Below are 15,856 nucleotides of genomic sequence, written 5' to 3'. Positions count from 1 at the left end.
GGGTACGAGTCGCGGTAGTGGGGGGCATCAGGAGAGTCGGCACCGGGTCAGCAACAGTCCTGAATAACCTGCTGACCCCTGCCCGAACGTGCGACTCGATGTACTCTGGGCGCACCGCCCTTGACCTGCAAATACGCAGGCAGGGAGCCTAGCAGACGGAGTGCCCTCATGATGCGTACCATGTTCAAGTCCAAGATTCACCGAGCCACCGTGACGCAGGCCGATCTGCATTACGTCGGCTCCGTCACCGTCGACGCCGCGCTGATGGAGGCCGCCGACCTGCTGCCCGGTGAGCTCGTCCATATCGTCGACATCGACAACGGCGCGCGGCTCGAGACGTACGTCATCGAGGGCGAGCGCGGTTCCGGCGTCATCGGGATCAACGGCGCCGCCGCCCACCTCATTAACCCCGGTGACCTCGTCATTCTGATCAGCTACGCGCAGGTCGAGGACGCCGAGGCGCGCGGGCTGATTCCGCGTATCGTCCATGTCGACGCGGGCAACCGGATCGTCGAGCTCGGCGCCGACGCCTCCGCGCCCGTGCCGGGATCCGACACCGAGCGCAGCCCGCACGCCGTGCCCGCGGCGCGCTGACGCGCCTCACCGAGCGAGGGAGCAACCGCCCATGACAGAGCAGGCCGGACAGACCGTGCCCGACATCCGCGACGACCGGGCGGCGGGCAAGCTGCTCGCGTACGTGGACGGCGAGGCCGCCGGGGTCATCGTGTACTTCGCGCTGGAGGGGACGCCAGCGGCGCTCGTCGCCGTGCACACCGTCGTCGAGCAGGGGCACGAGGGCAAGGGCATCGGCGGTTCCCTGGTGAAAGAGTTCTACGCCATGGCCGCCCGCGAGGGCGTCCCCGTCGTCCCGCTCTGCCCGTACGCCGCGAAGTGGGCGTCGCGCCACCCCGACGAGGCCCCCGAAGCCCCGGCGGAACTGGTGGAGCGGGCCAAGAAGGAGCTCGCCCTCCATTCTGAACTCCACTGACCCCGGGCTCACCGTGCGCCGCCTCGTGTACGAGGACCTGCTCGCCCGGGCGGGTGCGCTCGGCCGGAGGCGGCGGCGGGCGGGGGCGGGGGAGCGGGAGGTGGAGGTGGAGGTGCGGGAGGTTGGAGGTGCGCACGGTTCTGGTCGAGGGCGCCTGCAAGCGCTTCCAGGCCGGTGATCAGGACGGGTGCCTGGATGCCGCAGCGGTCGCGGCCGCATGCTGACGGCCGCCGCGCGACCGGGTGTGTGCCGGCGCGAGGCTGTGGGCCGGCTAGCGCATCCGCAGTCCGTACGTGTGGACTCACCGGGCGAGGGCAGCCGCTCCGGGAGACGGTGGAAGAGATCCACCCCGACCGTTCGGAGGCCCGAGATGACCCACCCGTTCCCCGACCCGGTACCGCCGGCGCCCACCCCAGGGCCGCTGCCGGGGCCACCGCAGCCACTGCCGGAGCCGACACCGGTTCCGCCAGGTCCCGGGCCTACACCGCCCAATCCGACACCGCCGGGCCCGGCGCCCGACCCGATTCCGCAGCCGCCCGCGCCGAACCCCGAACCGGTGCCGCCGCCCGAGCCCGAGCCCTCACCGGTCGGCTGACGGAACAGGTCGGCTGACGGAACCGGCAGGCTCAGCGCTCGGCCAGCACCGCGTTGGCCCGTGCGGTGACCTCTGTCAGGACCCGGGCTGCAGCCGCCAGGTCCTCGGCCGGCAGGTCCGCGTACAGCCGGGTGGTGATCTCCGCGATGCCGGCCCGGTGCGTACGGTGCAGTGCGCTGCCCGCGGCCGTGTGGGCCAGCCGTGCCACGTCTCCCGGCTGTTCTTCCAGCAGTCCCCGCGTGACCAGGCCGGTGAGGACCGTCTCCACGGTCGGCGCGTCCGTCTTCAGCGTGGAGGTCATGCGCTCGACGAGCCGGTGGCGCTCGATGCTCCCGCCGTTGTCCGCCGTGGCGTTCAGGGCGACGGACTCCTGGAAGCTGGTGCCGGTGGCGGCCAGCAGCCCTTCCAGGACGGCGCGCGTGGCGTAGTGGGCCTGGCCGATGACCTGGCCGTTGACGGTCGGTGCTGCGGTCATGAGGACTCCTCGGTGCAAGGTTCGGTGATTAGGGGAACCGGCACGTCGAGCAGTGCCGTCAATGCCTGGGTGAACGCCTCGGTGCCGGGGCCCTCCAGGCCGCCCAGGGGTGCGAGCAGCTCGTCGACGAGCCGGCGCACCACTTCGACCGCGCGGCCGGTGACCGCGAGGCCCTCATCGGTCAGGGACAGCCGGACGGCCCGCGTGTCGGCGGGGTCGGGCGCCCGTTCGACGAGGCCGGCGGCCTCCAGGCCGCGGGCCAGTTTCGAGACGTAGAGCGCTTCGAGTCCGGTGTGGTCCGCGAGTGCGCGCTGGTTCGGCCGCAGCCCCGTCCGCTGCAGTCCCAGCAGGGAACCCAGGAGCGAGTACTGCGCGTGCGTCAGCCCGAGCGGGGCCAGCGCCCTGTCGATGGCCACCCGCCATTTCATCGACAGCCGCCAGACCAGGAAGCCGGGGGTCGCACCGTCGGTTGCGTTGCTCATGAGCAATACAGTACATGGCTACTATCGCCATGGCTACTAAATGCCGAACGAAGGTCCAGGTCCTGCGGAGTCCGGCTCAGGCGTCCAGCTCCAGCAACGCGTCGGCGTGTGCCAGCCCGCTCTCCGCGGCGATCGAGTCCAGCGACTGGGCGTCACGCACTGGAGCGAACCGGACCGCGGGGCCGTCCTGCCCCGTGCCCGCCACCGTGCGGTATCCGTACACCGCGGGCCGCGGCAGGCTGTTGTAGGCCCATGGCGTGGAGAAGTAGTACGCGCCGGTGTCGTACAGCACCACATAGTCACCCGCCCGCAGTTCGGGCAGCTCCCGGGCGTGCGCGACGACGTCCCCGGCGAAGCAGCACGGCCCCGCGATGTCCTGGACGAGCGCCGGTCCGGCCTTCGGGAGCCCCTCGGCGTCGAACGCGCCCACCCGCAACGGCCAGGCCTCCGGCATGAAGACGGTACGGGTGGCGGTCTGCGCGCCCGCGTGGGTCAGGGCGATCCGACGGCCCCCGGCGTCCTTCGTGAACTCCACCAGCGCGCCGATGAAGCCGTGCTTCGCCATCAGCGACCGGCCGAACTCGGTGACGAGTTCGTACCGTCCGTCGAGCATCCCCGGCACCGCCCGGCGCAGGGCGGCCGCATAGGCGGCGAACGTGGGCCGGACCGTCTCGTCCGCGAAGTTGACAGGCAGGCCGCCGCCGATGTCGAGGCCGGTGACCTGCCTGCGCCCGAGCCGGGTGTTGATCTCCTCGGCCAGCAGGTACGTCTCGCCGACGCCCGCCGCGATCAGCTCCACGGAACACCCCTGCGAACCGATATGGGCGTGCAGACGGGTCAGCCACGGGTGCGTCGCGAACGCCTCCATGACCCGTTCGCGCGCTCCGGGATCGCGCAGCGCCACGCCGAACTTGGAGGTGGCCGTAGCCGTGCTCATCGCGCCGATGGCCCCGCCGCCGACCTGGGGATTGACCCGGAGCCCGATGGCGGACACCGCGTCGGAGGGCCGCAGCGAAGCGATCCGGCGCACCTCGTCCAGGCTGTCGGCGTTGAGCGCCACACCGAGCGCCAGCGCCCGGCGGATCTCGTCACGCGTCTTGACGGGGGAGTCGAGGACGATCTTCGCCGGCGCGAACCCGGCTTCGAGCGCGATCCGCAGCTCACCCGGGCTTGCGACCTCGCATCCCATGCCGCACGCCGACAGGAGTCGCAGCACGGGCACGAGCGACGCGGCCTTCGCGGCGAAGGTGTGGAGCACGCCGGGGACCTCCGCGAACGCCTCGTGGAGCGCGGCGACCGAGCCGCGTACGCCGTCCGTGTCGACGAATCCGGCGACGGGGCTGGACTCGCCGAGCAGTCCGGTCGCCACGGCGTGGCGGACCGCGGCCGCGACACGCGCGGAGGAGGGCGGGGCGGGAAGCGACGGGGAAGGGCTCATGGCATCGGATGTGGTGATCGGTCGGCCCCCGGTCTCCGTCCAGCAGGACGACATCGGTGCGGGCCCCCGGCCGGGCGGCCGGTGGACCGTACGGACCCACGGCGAGCCCGTGCGGTGAGGCGGACGGCGAGCAGGACGAGGGGCGGATGCCGGGATCGTCCGGATCCCTCTCCGCCGTCGGTCAGGCGATGATCGGGACCACCGCCTCCGGGGTCAGCATCCGGAAGGTGAACGACTGGTGGAAGTACAGCCGGATGTCGGTCGCGTCATGGTCCTGGTAGCCGATGGACAGGTCCTCGCCCAGGCACAGTTCGAAGTCGCCGCCCCGGGTGGACAGCAGCAGCCCGCCCGCGACGGCCGGCGCCCACAGGATCTGGTCGTCCAGCAGCCGCACCAGGTGTGTGGAGACGGGATAGCCGTGGTCGGACGTCTCGGTCGCCTCCGTGTACGCGTCCGCGCCCAGCAGCAGCCGGTACGGCCCGTCCACACCGGCAAGGCGCAGCCGGGTCAGCGCCTGACTGACCGTGGTCGGGTAGTCGCGCGCATCGGCGGGCAACGGCAGCGCGGTGTGCGAGGAGCCGTCGCGCAGGCCGGCGATCCCGGCCGAGGCGTATCCGTCGATGATCGCCATGTCCTCGGCGAACGCACAGGTGCGGGCCGCGTCCTTGACGGGCTGCCAGTCACTGTCGTCCGAGCCGCGATCGACATCGTCGACGGCCGCCCGTGTCACGGTGAACGGCACCCGCCACTCGATGACCGGCATCGACGTGCGGGCCCGGGCGATGACGTCGGGAGCGGGCGGATCGATGTCGCGCAGATGGCCGTCGCCGACCGCGGCCAGTCGCGGACCCTGCGGACCGCTGACATCGACGACCCGGCGGCCGGCCAGATGGCGGCTGAACGTGCGCCGGGCCTCCTCTTCGATCTGGTCCCAGGCGGCCTGGGTGACAGGGGCGAGTTCGCGGTGGAGGTTGTTCATCACTGGGCGCTTTCTTGCAGGCTGCCGATGCGCAGCGAACCGTCCCGGACCGCCGGCGTGACCACGGCCCTCGCCACCGGTGCGGACGCCGGCTCCGGCTGGGGCTTGGCCTCGGCGGAGGCGGGCAACGGCGGCGGGGCGTCGAGGAAGTCGGCGCCGGGGGCGTGGAAGAGCGTGCCGGTGACCGCGGTCGAGAAGTCGAGGATGCGGTCGTGGGTGCCGGGCGGGTCGCCGAGGAACATGTTGCGGAGCATCCGCTCGGTGACGTCCGGGTCGGCGGCGAAGCCGATGAAGTACGTGCCGAACTCGCCCTGGCCGAAGCTGCCGAACGGCATGTTGGCACGCAGGATGTCGCGCTCGGTGCCGTCCGGCTCGGTGATGGTGGTCAGCGCCACATGCGAATCGGCGGGTTTGACTTCGTCGGCCATCTCGATGTCGGTGAACTTGGTCCGCCCGATCACCCGCTCCTGTTCCTCGGTCGACAGGGCGTTCCACGAGGTCAGATCGTGCAGATACTTCTGCACGACGACATAGCTGCCGCCCGCGAACGCGGGGTCCTCGTCCCCCACGAGAGCCGCCGACCGGGCATCGTCGCCCACCGGGTTCTCGGTGCCGTCGACGAATCCCAGCAGGTCCCGGTGGTCGAGGTAGCGGAACCCCTGCGTCTCGTCGACGACCTTCACCGCGCCGCCCAGCCGGTTCAGCAGCTGCGAGGCCCACTCCCAGCACACGTCCATCCGCTCGGCCCGCACATGGAACAGCAGGTCACCGGGGGTCGCGGGGGCGTGATGGCGGGCTCCGTACAGTTCCTTGAAGGGGTGGAGGGAGGCCGGCCGAGGGCCCGAGAACAGCCGGTCCCAGGCATCGGAGCCGAACCCGGTCACGCAGACCAGCCCGGTATCCGGGTAGCGGAACCCGATGGAGCGGGCGAAGGCCGCCAGATCGGGCAGCGCCTCGTGGACGACCGGCTCGCCCCCGGGCTCGATCGTGGCGACCAGGATCAGGGCCGCACTGCTCAGGGGCGCGACGACGGGCTGTGCCGCGGCCTGTCCCTCGCTGGTCTCGGGCATGCGGCGGCTCCATGAGCTGGCTCGGCGGTACGACACGGTGGAACACGCCCCTGCCACAGGCGCGGCGAACGGGGACCCGCTGCCACTTACCCACACCCCGCGGCCGGCCGCACTCCGGGTCACCCGGCCGGGCGACGCGTACGGCCGCTTGAGCCGCCCGGTACTGGGCACGGGGCAGTCATCGAGGCGAGGGCGCCGACGGCGTGGCACGCCTGTCGAACACCGCCCGATCGTGCGGGACGGACCTACCAGCCGCGGCCCGCCCGCACGAGGTGGTCGCGGACCAGGTCCACATGAGGGTTCGCGGCAGAGCCCGGCCGGCGCACCAGATAGGCCGTGTTGATCGGCGCGTCCTCCGGGTCGGCGAGCAACGTCAGCGTGCCCGAGGCCAGTTCGCTCGCGCAGAGGTAGCGGGGCAGTACCGAGAAGCCCGCGCCCGCGGCGACCAGAGCGAGGACGCCGCGCAGGTCGGGGACGGTGACGGCGGCCGGGCAGCCCAGCCGTGAGCCGAACACATGCCGCCAGTAGCGGCGGGCGATCGGCAGGTCTTCCGCGTACGTGATCAGCGGTACCCCGTGCAGCACCGCGGGCCCGTCGGTGGCGAGCGCCCGCGGACCCCCGACGCGCTCGGCGACGTCAGGCGCCGCGACCAGGACGAACTCCTCGTCCATCAGCGGGACGGCACTCAGGGTGCGGCCCCGCGGCCGGCTGGTCGCGATCACCAAGTCATGCTGTCCCGAACGCAGCTCGTCGAGCAGCGGGTCCGTCAGGCCGGTGCTCGTGCGCAACCGCACTCCCTGGGTCACGAGCGCTGCGAGCGCCGGGAGCACCCGCAGGCACAGCAGCTCGGCGGGTCCGGCCAGCCGGACAGGTCCGGCGGCCGGGGCGCCGGCGGAGCTGTCGTCCCCGGTGATCACCGCCAGGTCGTCGAGGGGTGCGGCGACGCGGACGGCGAGGGCGTCCGCGAAGGGCACGGCCACCACGCCACGCGCCTGCCGCTCGAACAGTTCGCGCCCCAGTCGGCGCTCCAGGGTCCGGATCTGGGTGGTCACCGTCGGCTGGGAGAGACCCAGCACGCGGGCGGCGGCGGTAAAGGAGCCGGAGCGGTGAACGGCGAGGAAGGTGCGCAGCAGATTGAGATCTGCCGGCCCGGCGGCGGCCGTCTGCCCCATTCCCGTCATCCCATTGGATTCCCTATCGCTCATGGTCGCGATCCTATTGGAACCCGGTGGGTGTCCCGCCGTACCGTCGAGTCCGTCGGCGTGACGGCGGCCCGAAGGAGCGGGGCCGCCGGAGCGCACAGCCCACGGGGTGCAGGCCGCCCCGTCTCTCCGAAGGACATGACATGGCACAGATCCTCTTCGTGGTGACCGGATCCGACCACTGGACCCTGGCCGACGGCACCGAACACCCGACCGGCTTCTGGGCGGAGGAGGTCGTCGCCCCGTACGAGAGGTTCCGGGCCGCAGGTCACGAGATCGTCGTCGCCACCCCCGGTGGAGTGGTGCCGACCGTGGACCGGGGCAGCCTGGCCCCCGAGTTCAACGACGGCCAGGAGAACGCCGACAAGATGGCGGCGGCCGTCGCCGCCATGGCCGAGCTCGAGCATCCGCTGAAGCTGGAGGACGTGGACCCCGCCGACTACGCGGCGGTCTTCTACCCGGGCGGGCACGGGCCCATGGAGGACCTGGCGGTGAACGCGGACTCCGGCAGGCTGCTGACCCGGGCGCTGGAGTCGGGGATGCCGCTCGGCATCGTCTGCCACGCCCCGGCCGCCGTACTCGCAGCAACGAGGGGCGACGGCGCCAACGCCTTCGCCGGGTACCGGCTCACCGGCTTCACCAACACCGAGGAGGGCCACGCAGGCTTCGCCGACAAGGCCAAGTGGCTGCTGCAGGACCGTCTCGTGGAGGCCGGCACCGACTTCCAGGAGGGCGAGCCGTGGGCCCCGCACGTGGTCGTCGACCGCAACCTGGTCACCGGCCAGAACCCCGCATCGGCCGGCCCGCTCGCCGACGAACTGCTGAAGACGATCGGCTGACGGTTCTCTCGCGGTTCCGTGCCGCATTGTTGCCCAGGTCACCACCGACGCGGCTGCTGCTGTGGATCATCCGCCGGTAGCCCGCCGGCTCACAGAACGGTGCAGGGCGGCGACACCTGAGGACCAGGCTGATGAAGTCCCGCCGCCGGAGAGTCCGAAGGATCCGGAACCCACGACGCCGTGGTCAGCCGCATCGCACTCGTCGGGCCGCCTCGAAGGCACGCTGCGGGCTCCGGCGGCCGGGCGCGGCAGCCGGAGCGGGCGGGATGTCGCTGCTCAAGGCGTGACGATGGCGAAGTCCGGGTCGGGGGTGTCGAGCAGGCTCACGAGGGTCGCGAAGACCTGGGGGTCGCCTTGGACCTGTACGTCGTCCAGGCCCTTGCCCGCCAGGACCGCGAGCAGTTGCGGCTTGGTCAGGGTCAAGGTCAGGTCGGCGACCGGGCGCGGCGCGTCGCTCCCTGGGGCGGTATCGGTGCTGCGGTAGGTGAGGGCGCCGTTGGAGAGCAGGAGGTGCCAGGTGCGGCCCTCGTCGGTGACGTTCCACGTCATGGTGAGCCGCTCGTCCCACGCGTTCGGACCGTCGATACGGATGGCGAGCGAGTCGATGAGCATGTCGACGGTCAGAGCCATCGCCATCTCGGGGTTGGTCGCGTTCAGCGCCGTGTGCGCGACCTTGCCGCGCAGTTCCTGGGCGCCCATCAGGTAGAAGTTGCGCCAGGTGCCGTTCTCCGCACCGAAGCCGAGCTTCTCGTAGACCGAGGCCAGCGCCTGTTTGGCGATCGAGTCGCCGGGGGCGGCGAAGACCGCGTGCCCCAGCAGCGTGGCGGCGAACCGCAGGTCCCCGGACGCGGCGTACTCCTCGCCCTTGGCGATCAGCGCCGGCACACCGCCGTAGTCGGCGGCGAACCGCTGGGCCTGCTCGACGGGCGGGTGCTCCCACAGGTGGGCGGGGTTGCCGTCGAACCAGCCCATGTAGCGCTGGTAGATGGCCTTGACGTTGTGGCTGACGGAGCCGTAGTAGCCGCGGTTGGCCCACCTGTTCGCGATCGCCGGCGGGAGCTCCATCCGTTCGGCGATCTCCGTGCCGGTCAGTCCCTGGTTGGTCATGCGCAGGGTCTGGTCGTGGAGATAGGCCCACATGTCGCGCTGGCCGGCCAGGTGCTCGATGATGCGGTCCCGGCCCCACGTGGGCCAGTGGTGGGAGGCGAACGCGACCTCGGCCCGGTCGCCGAACAGCGTGATCGTCTCGCCCAGGTAATGCGCCCAGATTCGGGTGTCGCGGACCAGCGCCCCGCGCAGGGTCAGGATGTTGTGCATGTTGTGCGTCGCGTTCTCCGCCATGCACAGGGCCCGCCGGTCGGGGAAGTAGAAGTTCATCTCCGAGGGCGCCTCGGTGCCCGGCGTCATCTGGAAGACGATCCGCACACCGTCGACGGTCTCCTCCTGACCGGTGCGCGTGATGTCCACGGTCGGCGGTACGAGGGTGATCGTGCCCTTGGACGTCGTCATCCCCAGCCCGGCACTGATGTGCCCCGCAGGGCCCTTGCTCAGTTCCGCGCCGTACATGTACACCGCACGACGGGTCATCGCGCCGCCCGCGTACACGTTCTCCGAGACCGCGTGCTCGAGGAACCCGGCCGGTGCGATCACCGGCACCGGGGCATGGCCGTGCGGCAGAACACCGCGGGAACCGCCGAAGTGGTCGCCGTGCGAGTGGGTGTAGATGAGCCCGGTGACGGGGCGGTCGCCGCGGTGCTCGCGGTACAGCGCAAGCGCGGCGGCCGCGGTCTCCGCCGAGATCAACGGGTCGATGACGATGACCCCGGTCTCGCCCTCGACCAGCGTCATGTTCGACAGATCCAGGTTCCGGACCTGGTAGATCCCCGTCGTCACCTCGAACAGGCCCTGCTTGTTGCACAACTGGCTCTGCCGCCACAGGCTGGGGTGCGCGCTGGCGGGGCAGTCCTCGTCGAGAAACGCATACGCATCCCCGTCCCAGATCACCCGCCCGTCCTCCGACCGGACGACCGCGGGTGAGAGGGCGGCGACGAATCCCCGGTCGGCGTCCTCGAAGTCGGACCTGTCGGTGTAATCCAGATCATTCATAGACAAGGGATAACCTAAAAAATACCCATTTGCGCGTAAATAGGTCGCGCGCCCCTCGGTCGCTTGCCTGCAGCTCTCGGCGTTCTCCGCACTGTGGCCGGCTCTCCGCGGCCTGCGGCGTACCGGCCGGCGCCGGCCCTCATGAGCGGAAGGTGCGGCGGTAGGTGTCGGGTGGAACCCCGACGCTGCGATGGAAGTGGCGGCGCAGGGTGGTGGCCGTGCCCATACCGGTGACCACGGCGATGTTGTCCACGGTGGCGTTGGTGGTCTCCAGCAGTTCCTGAGCGTGGCGGATGCGCTGGGTGTGGAGCCACTGCAGCGGCGTGGTGCCGGTGAGGTGCTTGAAATGCCGGCCGAGGTGGCGGGAGCTCATGCGGGCCTGGCGGGCCAGGTCCTCCACGCCGAGCGGTTCGTCCAGTCGCTCCAGCGCCCAGGAGAAGAGTTCGCCCAGCGGGTGGCTGCCGGGGGCGGGGAGAGGGGTGGCGATGAACTGGGCCTGGCCGCCGTCGCGGTGGGGCGGGATGACCAGGCGTCGGGCGATCTTGTTGGCGTTGGCCGAGCCGTGGTCGAGGCGGACCAGGTGCAGGCACAGGTCCATGGCGGCGGCCTTGCCCGCGGAGGTGAGGACGTCACCGTTGTCGACGTAGAGGACGTCCGGATCGACGGTGGCCGCCGGGTGGCGCCGCGCCAGTTCCCGTGTGTGAGCCCAGTGCGTGGTGGCGCGCTGGACCTCACCGCTGGTGCTGTCGGCGTTCGGCCTCGGCGCCGTTGCATTGACCGCCTTCGCCGCCGTGGAACGCGCCCTCGAAGCCCGCGCCGCGGCCGACGGCCGACGAGCGCCGCTGCTCCCTCCCTCGCTCTTCCGCTCCCGCGCCTTTGCCGCCACCGCGGCGGTGGGCCTGCTGATCAGCCTCGGCTACTACGGCGTGCTCTTCCTGACCACCCTGTACTTCCAGCAGGAGCGCGGCTTCAGCGCCCTGGCAGCCGGTCTGGTGCTGCTGCCGTCGGTGGGCATGGGCCTGCTCGCGGCGCCGTTGTTCAGCCGGATCTCCGCGAGGACCGGCCCGTACGTGCCGATGGCCGCGGGGCTGGTCCTGGGCACGCTCGGCTTCCTCGGCTGGCTGCTCGCCGGGGACCGCACACCGTACTCGATTCTCCTGTTCGCCCTGATCGCCACCGGCCTCGGCCAGACCATGACGGCGCTGGCCGCCACCGCCGCCGTCATCGATGCCGCCTCGGCCTCCGGCGCGGGCATCGCCGCCGCAGTCTTCAACGTCTCCCGGCAGACCGGCAGCGCGGTAGGGGTGGCCCTTTTCGGGACCTTCGCCACCACGGCGGCCGACTTCACGGCGGGCCTGCGGCTGTCGGCGGCGGTCGCCGCGGCCGCCTTCGCAGCCGGCGCACTGCTCGCCCTGACCGCCGGACGCAGTGCTCGCAACCGCCCTCCTGCTGCCCCCTGTTGACCCCTGTCCGCTTCATCCGCCCAGCCAACCGATGGGACTTCGCAGATGACGAACCTCAACACCACCACCCCGGGACCGAAGCCGGCCGCGCAGGTGCTGCACTACACCGCCTTCGCCACCAGCCCGGCCGGCGGCAACCTCGCCGGCGTCGTCCTCGACGCCACGGCGCTCGGCGACGACGAGATGGTGGCGATCGTCGCCGACCTGGGCTACTCGGAGTCCGCCTTCGTCATCCCCGGCCCCGCCCCCGCCGGCGACGGCTCCTTCACCCTGCGGTTCTTCAGCCCAAAGGCGGAGGTCGGCTTCTGCGGCCACGCCGCGGTGGCCACCGCGGTGGCGCTCGGCGAACGGCTCGGCACCGGCGACTTCCACACCTCGGCGGGACTGGTGCCCGTCCGGGTCGTACGCGAGGACGGCACTCTCAAGGCCACGCTCACCAGCGTGGAGCCGGCGGTGTGCGACGTGGAGCCGGGCCGAGGTGGCGGAGGCCCTGGCGGCGCTCGGATGGGAGGCCGCCGAACTCGACCCCGCCCTCCCGTCGCGCATCGCCTTCGCGGGCGTACGCCACCTGATCCTGGCGGCCGCCACCCGCGAGCGACTGGCCGACCTCGACTACGACTTCGACCGGTTGCTGCGCCTCATGCAGCGGCTCGACCTGACGACGGTGCAGCTGGTGTGGCGCGAATCCGCCACCGTCTTTCACGTCCGTGACCCCTTCCCCGTCGGCGGCGTCGTGGAGGACGCCGCCACCGGCGCCGCGGCCGCCGCCTTCGGCGCCTACGCCCGCGAACTCGGTCTGGTTCCGGCAGCCGCGCACCTCACCCTGCACCAGGGCCACGACATGGGACGTCCGTCTCTCCTGGAGGTCGATCTGCGCACCGGGGAGCCGCGGGTAAGCGTCACCGGCGCTGCAATCGGCGTCTGACCCGGTAGCCGCTCATACTCAGCGCTGGGCAGCCCCTCTCGGGCCGGTCGTCAACGCTCTGACGGCCAGTCCCGCCAGATGCGGGTCCAGGTGGTCAGTCCGCCAGCCGGGGGCGATGTCAGGTGGCGCGCTTCACGTGGTGGGCCGGCCACATCGGCAAGGCGTCCAGGTCGGTGGCGGCCGAGAGTACCCGTTCGACCGCTTCCGGAGTGTGCAGCCATTCCTCGCAGCCGAGAGAACGGGCGGCGATCAGCGAACGGTGGCGCAGCGGGTCCGCACGGGGGTGAGCTGCCGGATAGCCGCGCGGGGGGCGTTTCATCAGGTCCCCGGAGATGTCGTATCCCTTGTGCCGCACGTCCTTGACGATGGCTGACAGTTCGCGGCCGCCGGCCTCGGAGGCCACGGCCCTGCGGAACACGTCTACCTGGCCGGGGTCGGGATACCACCAGGCGCCCTGGACCCGCAGGCCGTCCAGGGAGAATCGGAGACCGATCTAGATCTTGCGGCCGAGTCGGATCACCGCGCTCTGGTTCTGCCACCACCAGGAGTCGGCGCGGTAGTGCCGGACGGAGAAGTCCTCGTACCGGGGGTCGGTGTCGGCGACCTCGTTGAGCAGGGCGATCATCGGACGCTCGCGGTCTGCACGGTGGCGCTCCCTGGTCGCCTTGGTCGGTTCACCCTGGAGCTGCCACAGCACGTCCATGGCTTGCTCCGGCCAGCCGGTGAACTGTCTGCGCATGCGCGGAGAATAGCCCAGCCCGTCGTTCGCGAGCCCCGCGCGCGAGGGGCGTCGGCCGCTAGTAACAGGCACGAGCGGTGGTGAACCGGCGACGCCGGAGCAGGCCGGAGAAGTGGTCAGGCGCAGTGGGCGGCCTGGGTCACCCTCTGGGCCGGGCAGGCGCCTGCCGGGCCCAGCGGGCGGCCTGGGTCGCCCGCCGGCCTTGCTGCGGTCAGCTTTCGACTTCGGTCTTGTCGTCGCCCCAGAGGGTGTGGAAGGTGCCTTCGCGGTCGGTGCGGTGGTAGGTGTGTGCGCCGAAATAGTCGCGCTGGCCCTGGGTGAGGGCGGCGGGGAGGCGTTCGGCGCGCAGGGAGTCGTAGTAGGCGAGGGTGGCGGCGAAAGCGGGGGTGGGGACGCCCTGGGTGACGGCGGTGGCGATCACGGTGCGCCAGTCGTCCTGTGCCGCCGCGATCTCCTCGGCGAAGCTCTTGTCCGACAGCAGGCTCGGCAGCTCGGGCTGCGCTTCGTAGGCGCTGGTGATGCGGTCGAGGAACGCGGCCCGGATGATGCATCCGCCGCGCCAGATCGCGGCGACCTTGCCGAGGTCGATGTTCCAGTCGTACTGCTCGCTGCCGGCCGCGATCTCGTGGAAGCCCTGGGTGTAGGCGACGATCTTCGAGGCGTACAGGGCCTGCTCCACCTGGTCCGCGAAGGCCCTCGCGTCGTCCTCGCCGAGCTTGCGGGCGGCCGGTCCGGCGAGGTGGCGGGAGGCCTCGCGGAGGGCGGTGTGGCCGGAGACGGAGCGGGCGAAGACGGCCTCGGCGATGCCGGAGACGGGAACGCCCAGGTCGAGGGCGATCTGCACGGTCCAGCGGCCGGTGCCCTTCTGCTCCGCCTGGTCGAGCACGACGTCGACGAAGGGTTTACCGGTCGCCGCGTCCACATGCGAGAGCACCTCTGCGGTGATCTCGATGAGGTAGGAGTCCAGGCGCCCGGTGTTCCAGGTGCGGAAGATGTCCGCGATCTGCGAGGGGGAGTATCCGGCGACGTCGCGCAGGAGCTGGTACGCCTCGCCGATGAGCTGCATGTCCGCGTACTCGATGCCGTTGTGCACCATCTTGACGAAGTGGCCGGCCCCGTCCGGCCCGATGTGGGTGGTGCAGGGCGTGCCGTCCTTCGCCTTCGCCGCGATCTTCTCCAGCATCGGTCCGAGCGACTCGTACGACTGGGCGGAGCCGCCCGGCATGATGCTCGGCCCGTTCAGCGCGCCTTCCTCGCCGCCCGAGATGCCCGCGCCGACGAAGTGAATGCCCCGTTCCCGCAGCTCCTTCTCGCGGCGCCGGGTGTCCTCGAAGTGCGCGTTGCCGCCGTCGATGATGACATCGCCCTCGTCCAGCAACGGGGCGAACTCCTGGATGACCGCGTCCGTGGCCTCTCCGGCCTTCACCATGACGACCAGGCGCCGTGGGCGTTCAAGCGCCGCGACGAACTCCTCGGGCGTGTGCGCGGGCACGAAGGCCCCCTCGGCGCCGAATTCCTTCACCAGGGCATCCGTTTTCGCCGTCGTCCGGTTGTGCACCGCGACCGTGTAGCCGTTGCGGGCGAAGTTGCGGGCCAGATTGCGGCCCATCACCGCGAGTCCGGTGACGCCGATCTGCGCACTGCCGCTCATCTGTCTGCTCCTGCAATCTGTCGGGAGGACGGGGGAAGGCCGGCGGCCGCGAGGGCGCCGGGCGCGGAATCGCGGGCCGGGTCGCCCGCGGTGCTGCGATGTCCAGTATGGATACGGCGGTGGAGGACGGCCTGTTCACCTGCCGGACGGCGCGCCGTGGCCCGGTCCGGTCGCCGGCCCGGTGTGCGCTCTCGGCTCGCCAGTCTGCCTGTGTATATTCGGAGAAAAGCTAAAGGTCCTAGGCAGCACGGCAGCACACGGTGGGGGCGGCGATGGTTCGCGCAGGGCTCACGACCGACCGGGTCGTGGCGGCGGCTGCCGACCTGGCCGACTCGGCCGGCTTCGACAAGGTCACCATCTCCGCGCTGGCCCGCGGCTTCGGCGTCAAGGACGCCAGCCTGTACTCCCACGTCAAGAACCTCCGTGACCTGCGCACCCGGGTCGCATTGCTGGCCGCGGGGGAGTTCATCGACCGGATCGAGGCGGCCGTGGCCGGCCGGGCCGGAAAGGACGCGCTGATCGCGTTCGCCGACGCCTACCGGTCCTTCGCGCTCGAGTGCCCGGGCCGGTACGAGGCGACGCGGGTGCGGGTCGACCCCGCGATCGTCGCCGAAGCACCCGCGTACCACCGGACCATCGAGACCACCTCGTCGATGTTGCGCGCCTACAACCTGACCGAACCCGATCTCACGGATGCGGTAAGGCTCCTGCGCAGCACCTTCCACGGGTTCACCGCGCTGGAGGCCGACGGCGGATTCGGTGCGCCGCGCGCCGTGCAGACATCCTGGGAGCGGGCGGTCGAGGCCCTGCACTTCCTGCTGGCCAACTGGCCCTCGGCGACCGGCGGGGGCGGACGCGGCGTGTGATGCCGCGGGTGGGTGCCGGCCGGGAGCGCCCAGGCCGG

General features: G+C 71.5%; 15 protein-coding genes and 2 pseudogenes. 6 read left to right on the top strand and 11 right to left on the bottom strand.

The genetic code is table 11. The features are described from left to right. Window positions 1-168 precede the first annotated feature (168 nt). Window positions 169-594: an aspartate 1-decarboxylase gene (panD, locus tag ABTX18_RS02135; protein ID WP_352120800.1), complete on the top strand. Its 426-nt coding sequence runs from the start codon at window positions 169-171 to the stop codon at window positions 592-594. A 31-nt stretch (window positions 595-625) separates the two neighbouring features. Continuing rightward, window positions 626-988, top strand: a complete 363-nt coding sequence (locus ABTX18_RS02130) for a GNAT family N-acetyltransferase (RefSeq protein WP_352120799.1) — start codon at window positions 626-628, stop codon at window positions 986-988. Between the two features lie 626 nt (window positions 989-1,614). Here the strand turns inward: ABTX18_RS02130 and ABTX18_RS02125 are convergent. The 6 genes from ABTX18_RS02125 to ABTX18_RS02100 all read right to left on the bottom strand — a co-directional run bounded on the left by ABTX18_RS02125 (window position 1,615) and on the right by ABTX18_RS02100 (window position 7,232). Next, complete coding sequence (locus tag ABTX18_RS02125; protein ID WP_352120798.1) at window positions 1,615-2,058, bottom strand: winged helix DNA-binding protein; 444 nt, start codon at window positions 2,056-2,058, stop codon at window positions 1,615-1,617. Then, window positions 2,055-2,540 (bottom strand): MarR family winged helix-turn-helix transcriptional regulator, encoded by a 486-nt coding sequence (locus tag ABTX18_RS02120; RefSeq protein ID WP_352120797.1) that lies wholly within the window; start codon window positions 2,538-2,540, stop codon window positions 2,055-2,057. Before ABTX18_RS02120 ends, ABTX18_RS02125 begins: the two co-directional genes overlap by 4 nt. Window positions 2,541-2,616: 76 nt before the next feature. Further along, window positions 2,617-3,978 (bottom strand): type III PLP-dependent enzyme domain-containing protein, encoded by a 1,362-nt coding sequence (locus ABTX18_RS02115; RefSeq protein ID WP_352120796.1) that lies wholly within the window; start codon window positions 3,976-3,978, stop codon window positions 2,617-2,619. 181 nt (window positions 3,979-4,159) lie between these two features. Next, window positions 4,160-4,957 carry a family 1 encapsulin nanocompartment shell protein gene (locus tag ABTX18_RS02110; protein WP_352120795.1) on the bottom strand — a complete coding sequence of 266 codons (798 nt, stop codon included), beginning with the start codon at window positions 4,955-4,957 and terminating at the stop codon, window positions 4,160-4,162. Then, the gene (locus ABTX18_RS02105) at window positions 4,957-6,027 is read right to left on the bottom strand and encodes a Dyp-type peroxidase (RefSeq protein ID WP_352120794.1); all 1,071 of its coding nucleotides are present in this window, start codon (window positions 6,025-6,027) and stop codon (window positions 4,957-4,959) included. The genes ABTX18_RS02110 and ABTX18_RS02105 overlap by 1 nt, the downstream gene beginning before the upstream one ends. 245 nt (window positions 6,028-6,272) lie before the next feature. Continuing rightward, entirely contained in the window at window positions 6,273-7,232 is a 960-nt protein-coding gene (locus tag ABTX18_RS02100) for a LysR family transcriptional regulator (RefSeq protein WP_352120793.1), read from the bottom strand. Between the two features lie 140 nt (window positions 7,233-7,372). Between ABTX18_RS02100 and ABTX18_RS02095 the strand changes: the two genes are divergently transcribed. Then, window positions 7,373-8,068: a type 1 glutamine amidotransferase domain-containing protein gene (locus tag ABTX18_RS02095; protein WP_352120792.1), complete on the top strand. Its 696-nt coding sequence runs from the start codon at window positions 7,373-7,375 to the stop codon at window positions 8,066-8,068. Between the two features lie 276 nt (window positions 8,069-8,344). Here ABTX18_RS02095 and ABTX18_RS02090 read toward each other — a convergent pair whose 3' ends face one another. After that, entirely contained in the window at window positions 8,345-10,174 is a 1,830-nt protein-coding gene (locus tag ABTX18_RS02090) for an alkyl/aryl-sulfatase (protein WP_352120791.1), read from the bottom strand. A gap of 145 nt (window positions 10,175-10,319) precedes the next feature. Beyond that, window positions 10,320-10,901, bottom strand: a pseudogene (locus tag ABTX18_RS02085) (helix-turn-helix domain-containing protein); the annotation flags it as partial. Here ABTX18_RS02085 and ABTX18_RS02080 point away from each other — a divergent pair. Then, window positions 10,888-11,637, top strand: a complete 750-nt coding sequence (locus ABTX18_RS02080) for an MFS transporter (RefSeq protein WP_352120790.1) — start codon at window positions 10,888-10,890, stop codon at window positions 11,635-11,637. The pseudogene ABTX18_RS02085 and the gene ABTX18_RS02080 overlap by 14 nt on opposite strands. A 45-nt stretch (window positions 11,638-11,682) precedes the next feature. Continuing rightward, window positions 11,683-12,562, top strand: a pseudogene (locus ABTX18_RS02075) (PhzF family phenazine biosynthesis isomerase). Between the two features lie 118 nt (window positions 12,563-12,680). On the opposite strand, the gene ABTX18_RS02070 reads toward ABTX18_RS02075, so the two are convergent. The 3 genes from ABTX18_RS02070 to gnd form a co-directional block, all read right to left on the bottom strand. After that, window positions 12,681-13,037, bottom strand: coding sequence for a DUF2461 family protein (locus tag ABTX18_RS02070; RefSeq protein ID WP_352121148.1), 357 nt, complete (start codon window positions 13,035-13,037; stop codon window positions 12,681-12,683). 18 nt (window positions 13,038-13,055) lie between these two features. After that, window positions 13,056-13,301 carry a hypothetical protein gene (locus ABTX18_RS02065; protein WP_352120789.1) on the bottom strand — a complete coding sequence of 82 codons (246 nt, stop codon included), beginning with the start codon at window positions 13,299-13,301 and terminating at the stop codon, window positions 13,056-13,058. Window positions 13,302-13,512: 211 nt separating this feature from the next. Further along, the gene (gene gnd, locus ABTX18_RS02060; RefSeq protein WP_352120788.1) at window positions 13,513-14,952 is read right to left on the bottom strand and encodes an NADP-dependent phosphogluconate dehydrogenase; all 1,440 of its coding nucleotides are present in this window, start codon (window positions 14,950-14,952) and stop codon (window positions 13,513-13,515) included. A gap of 272 nt (window positions 14,953-15,224) precedes the next feature. On the opposite strand from gnd, the gene ABTX18_RS02055 reads away from it, so the two are divergent. Beyond that, on the top strand, window positions 15,225-15,818 hold the full coding sequence (locus ABTX18_RS02055; RefSeq protein WP_352120787.1) for a TetR/AcrR family transcriptional regulator: 594 nt from the start codon (window positions 15,225-15,227) through the stop codon (window positions 15,816-15,818). Window positions 15,819-15,856 lie beyond the last annotated feature (38 nt).

It is taken from the genome of Streptomyces sp. NPDC096323 (assembly GCF_040302845.1).
GTDB lineage: Bacteria > Actinomycetota > Actinomycetes > Streptomycetales > Streptomycetaceae > Streptomyces.
The sequence above is the reverse complement of the archived record's forward strand: the minus strand, read 5'-3'. Positions and strand labels throughout refer to the sequence as shown.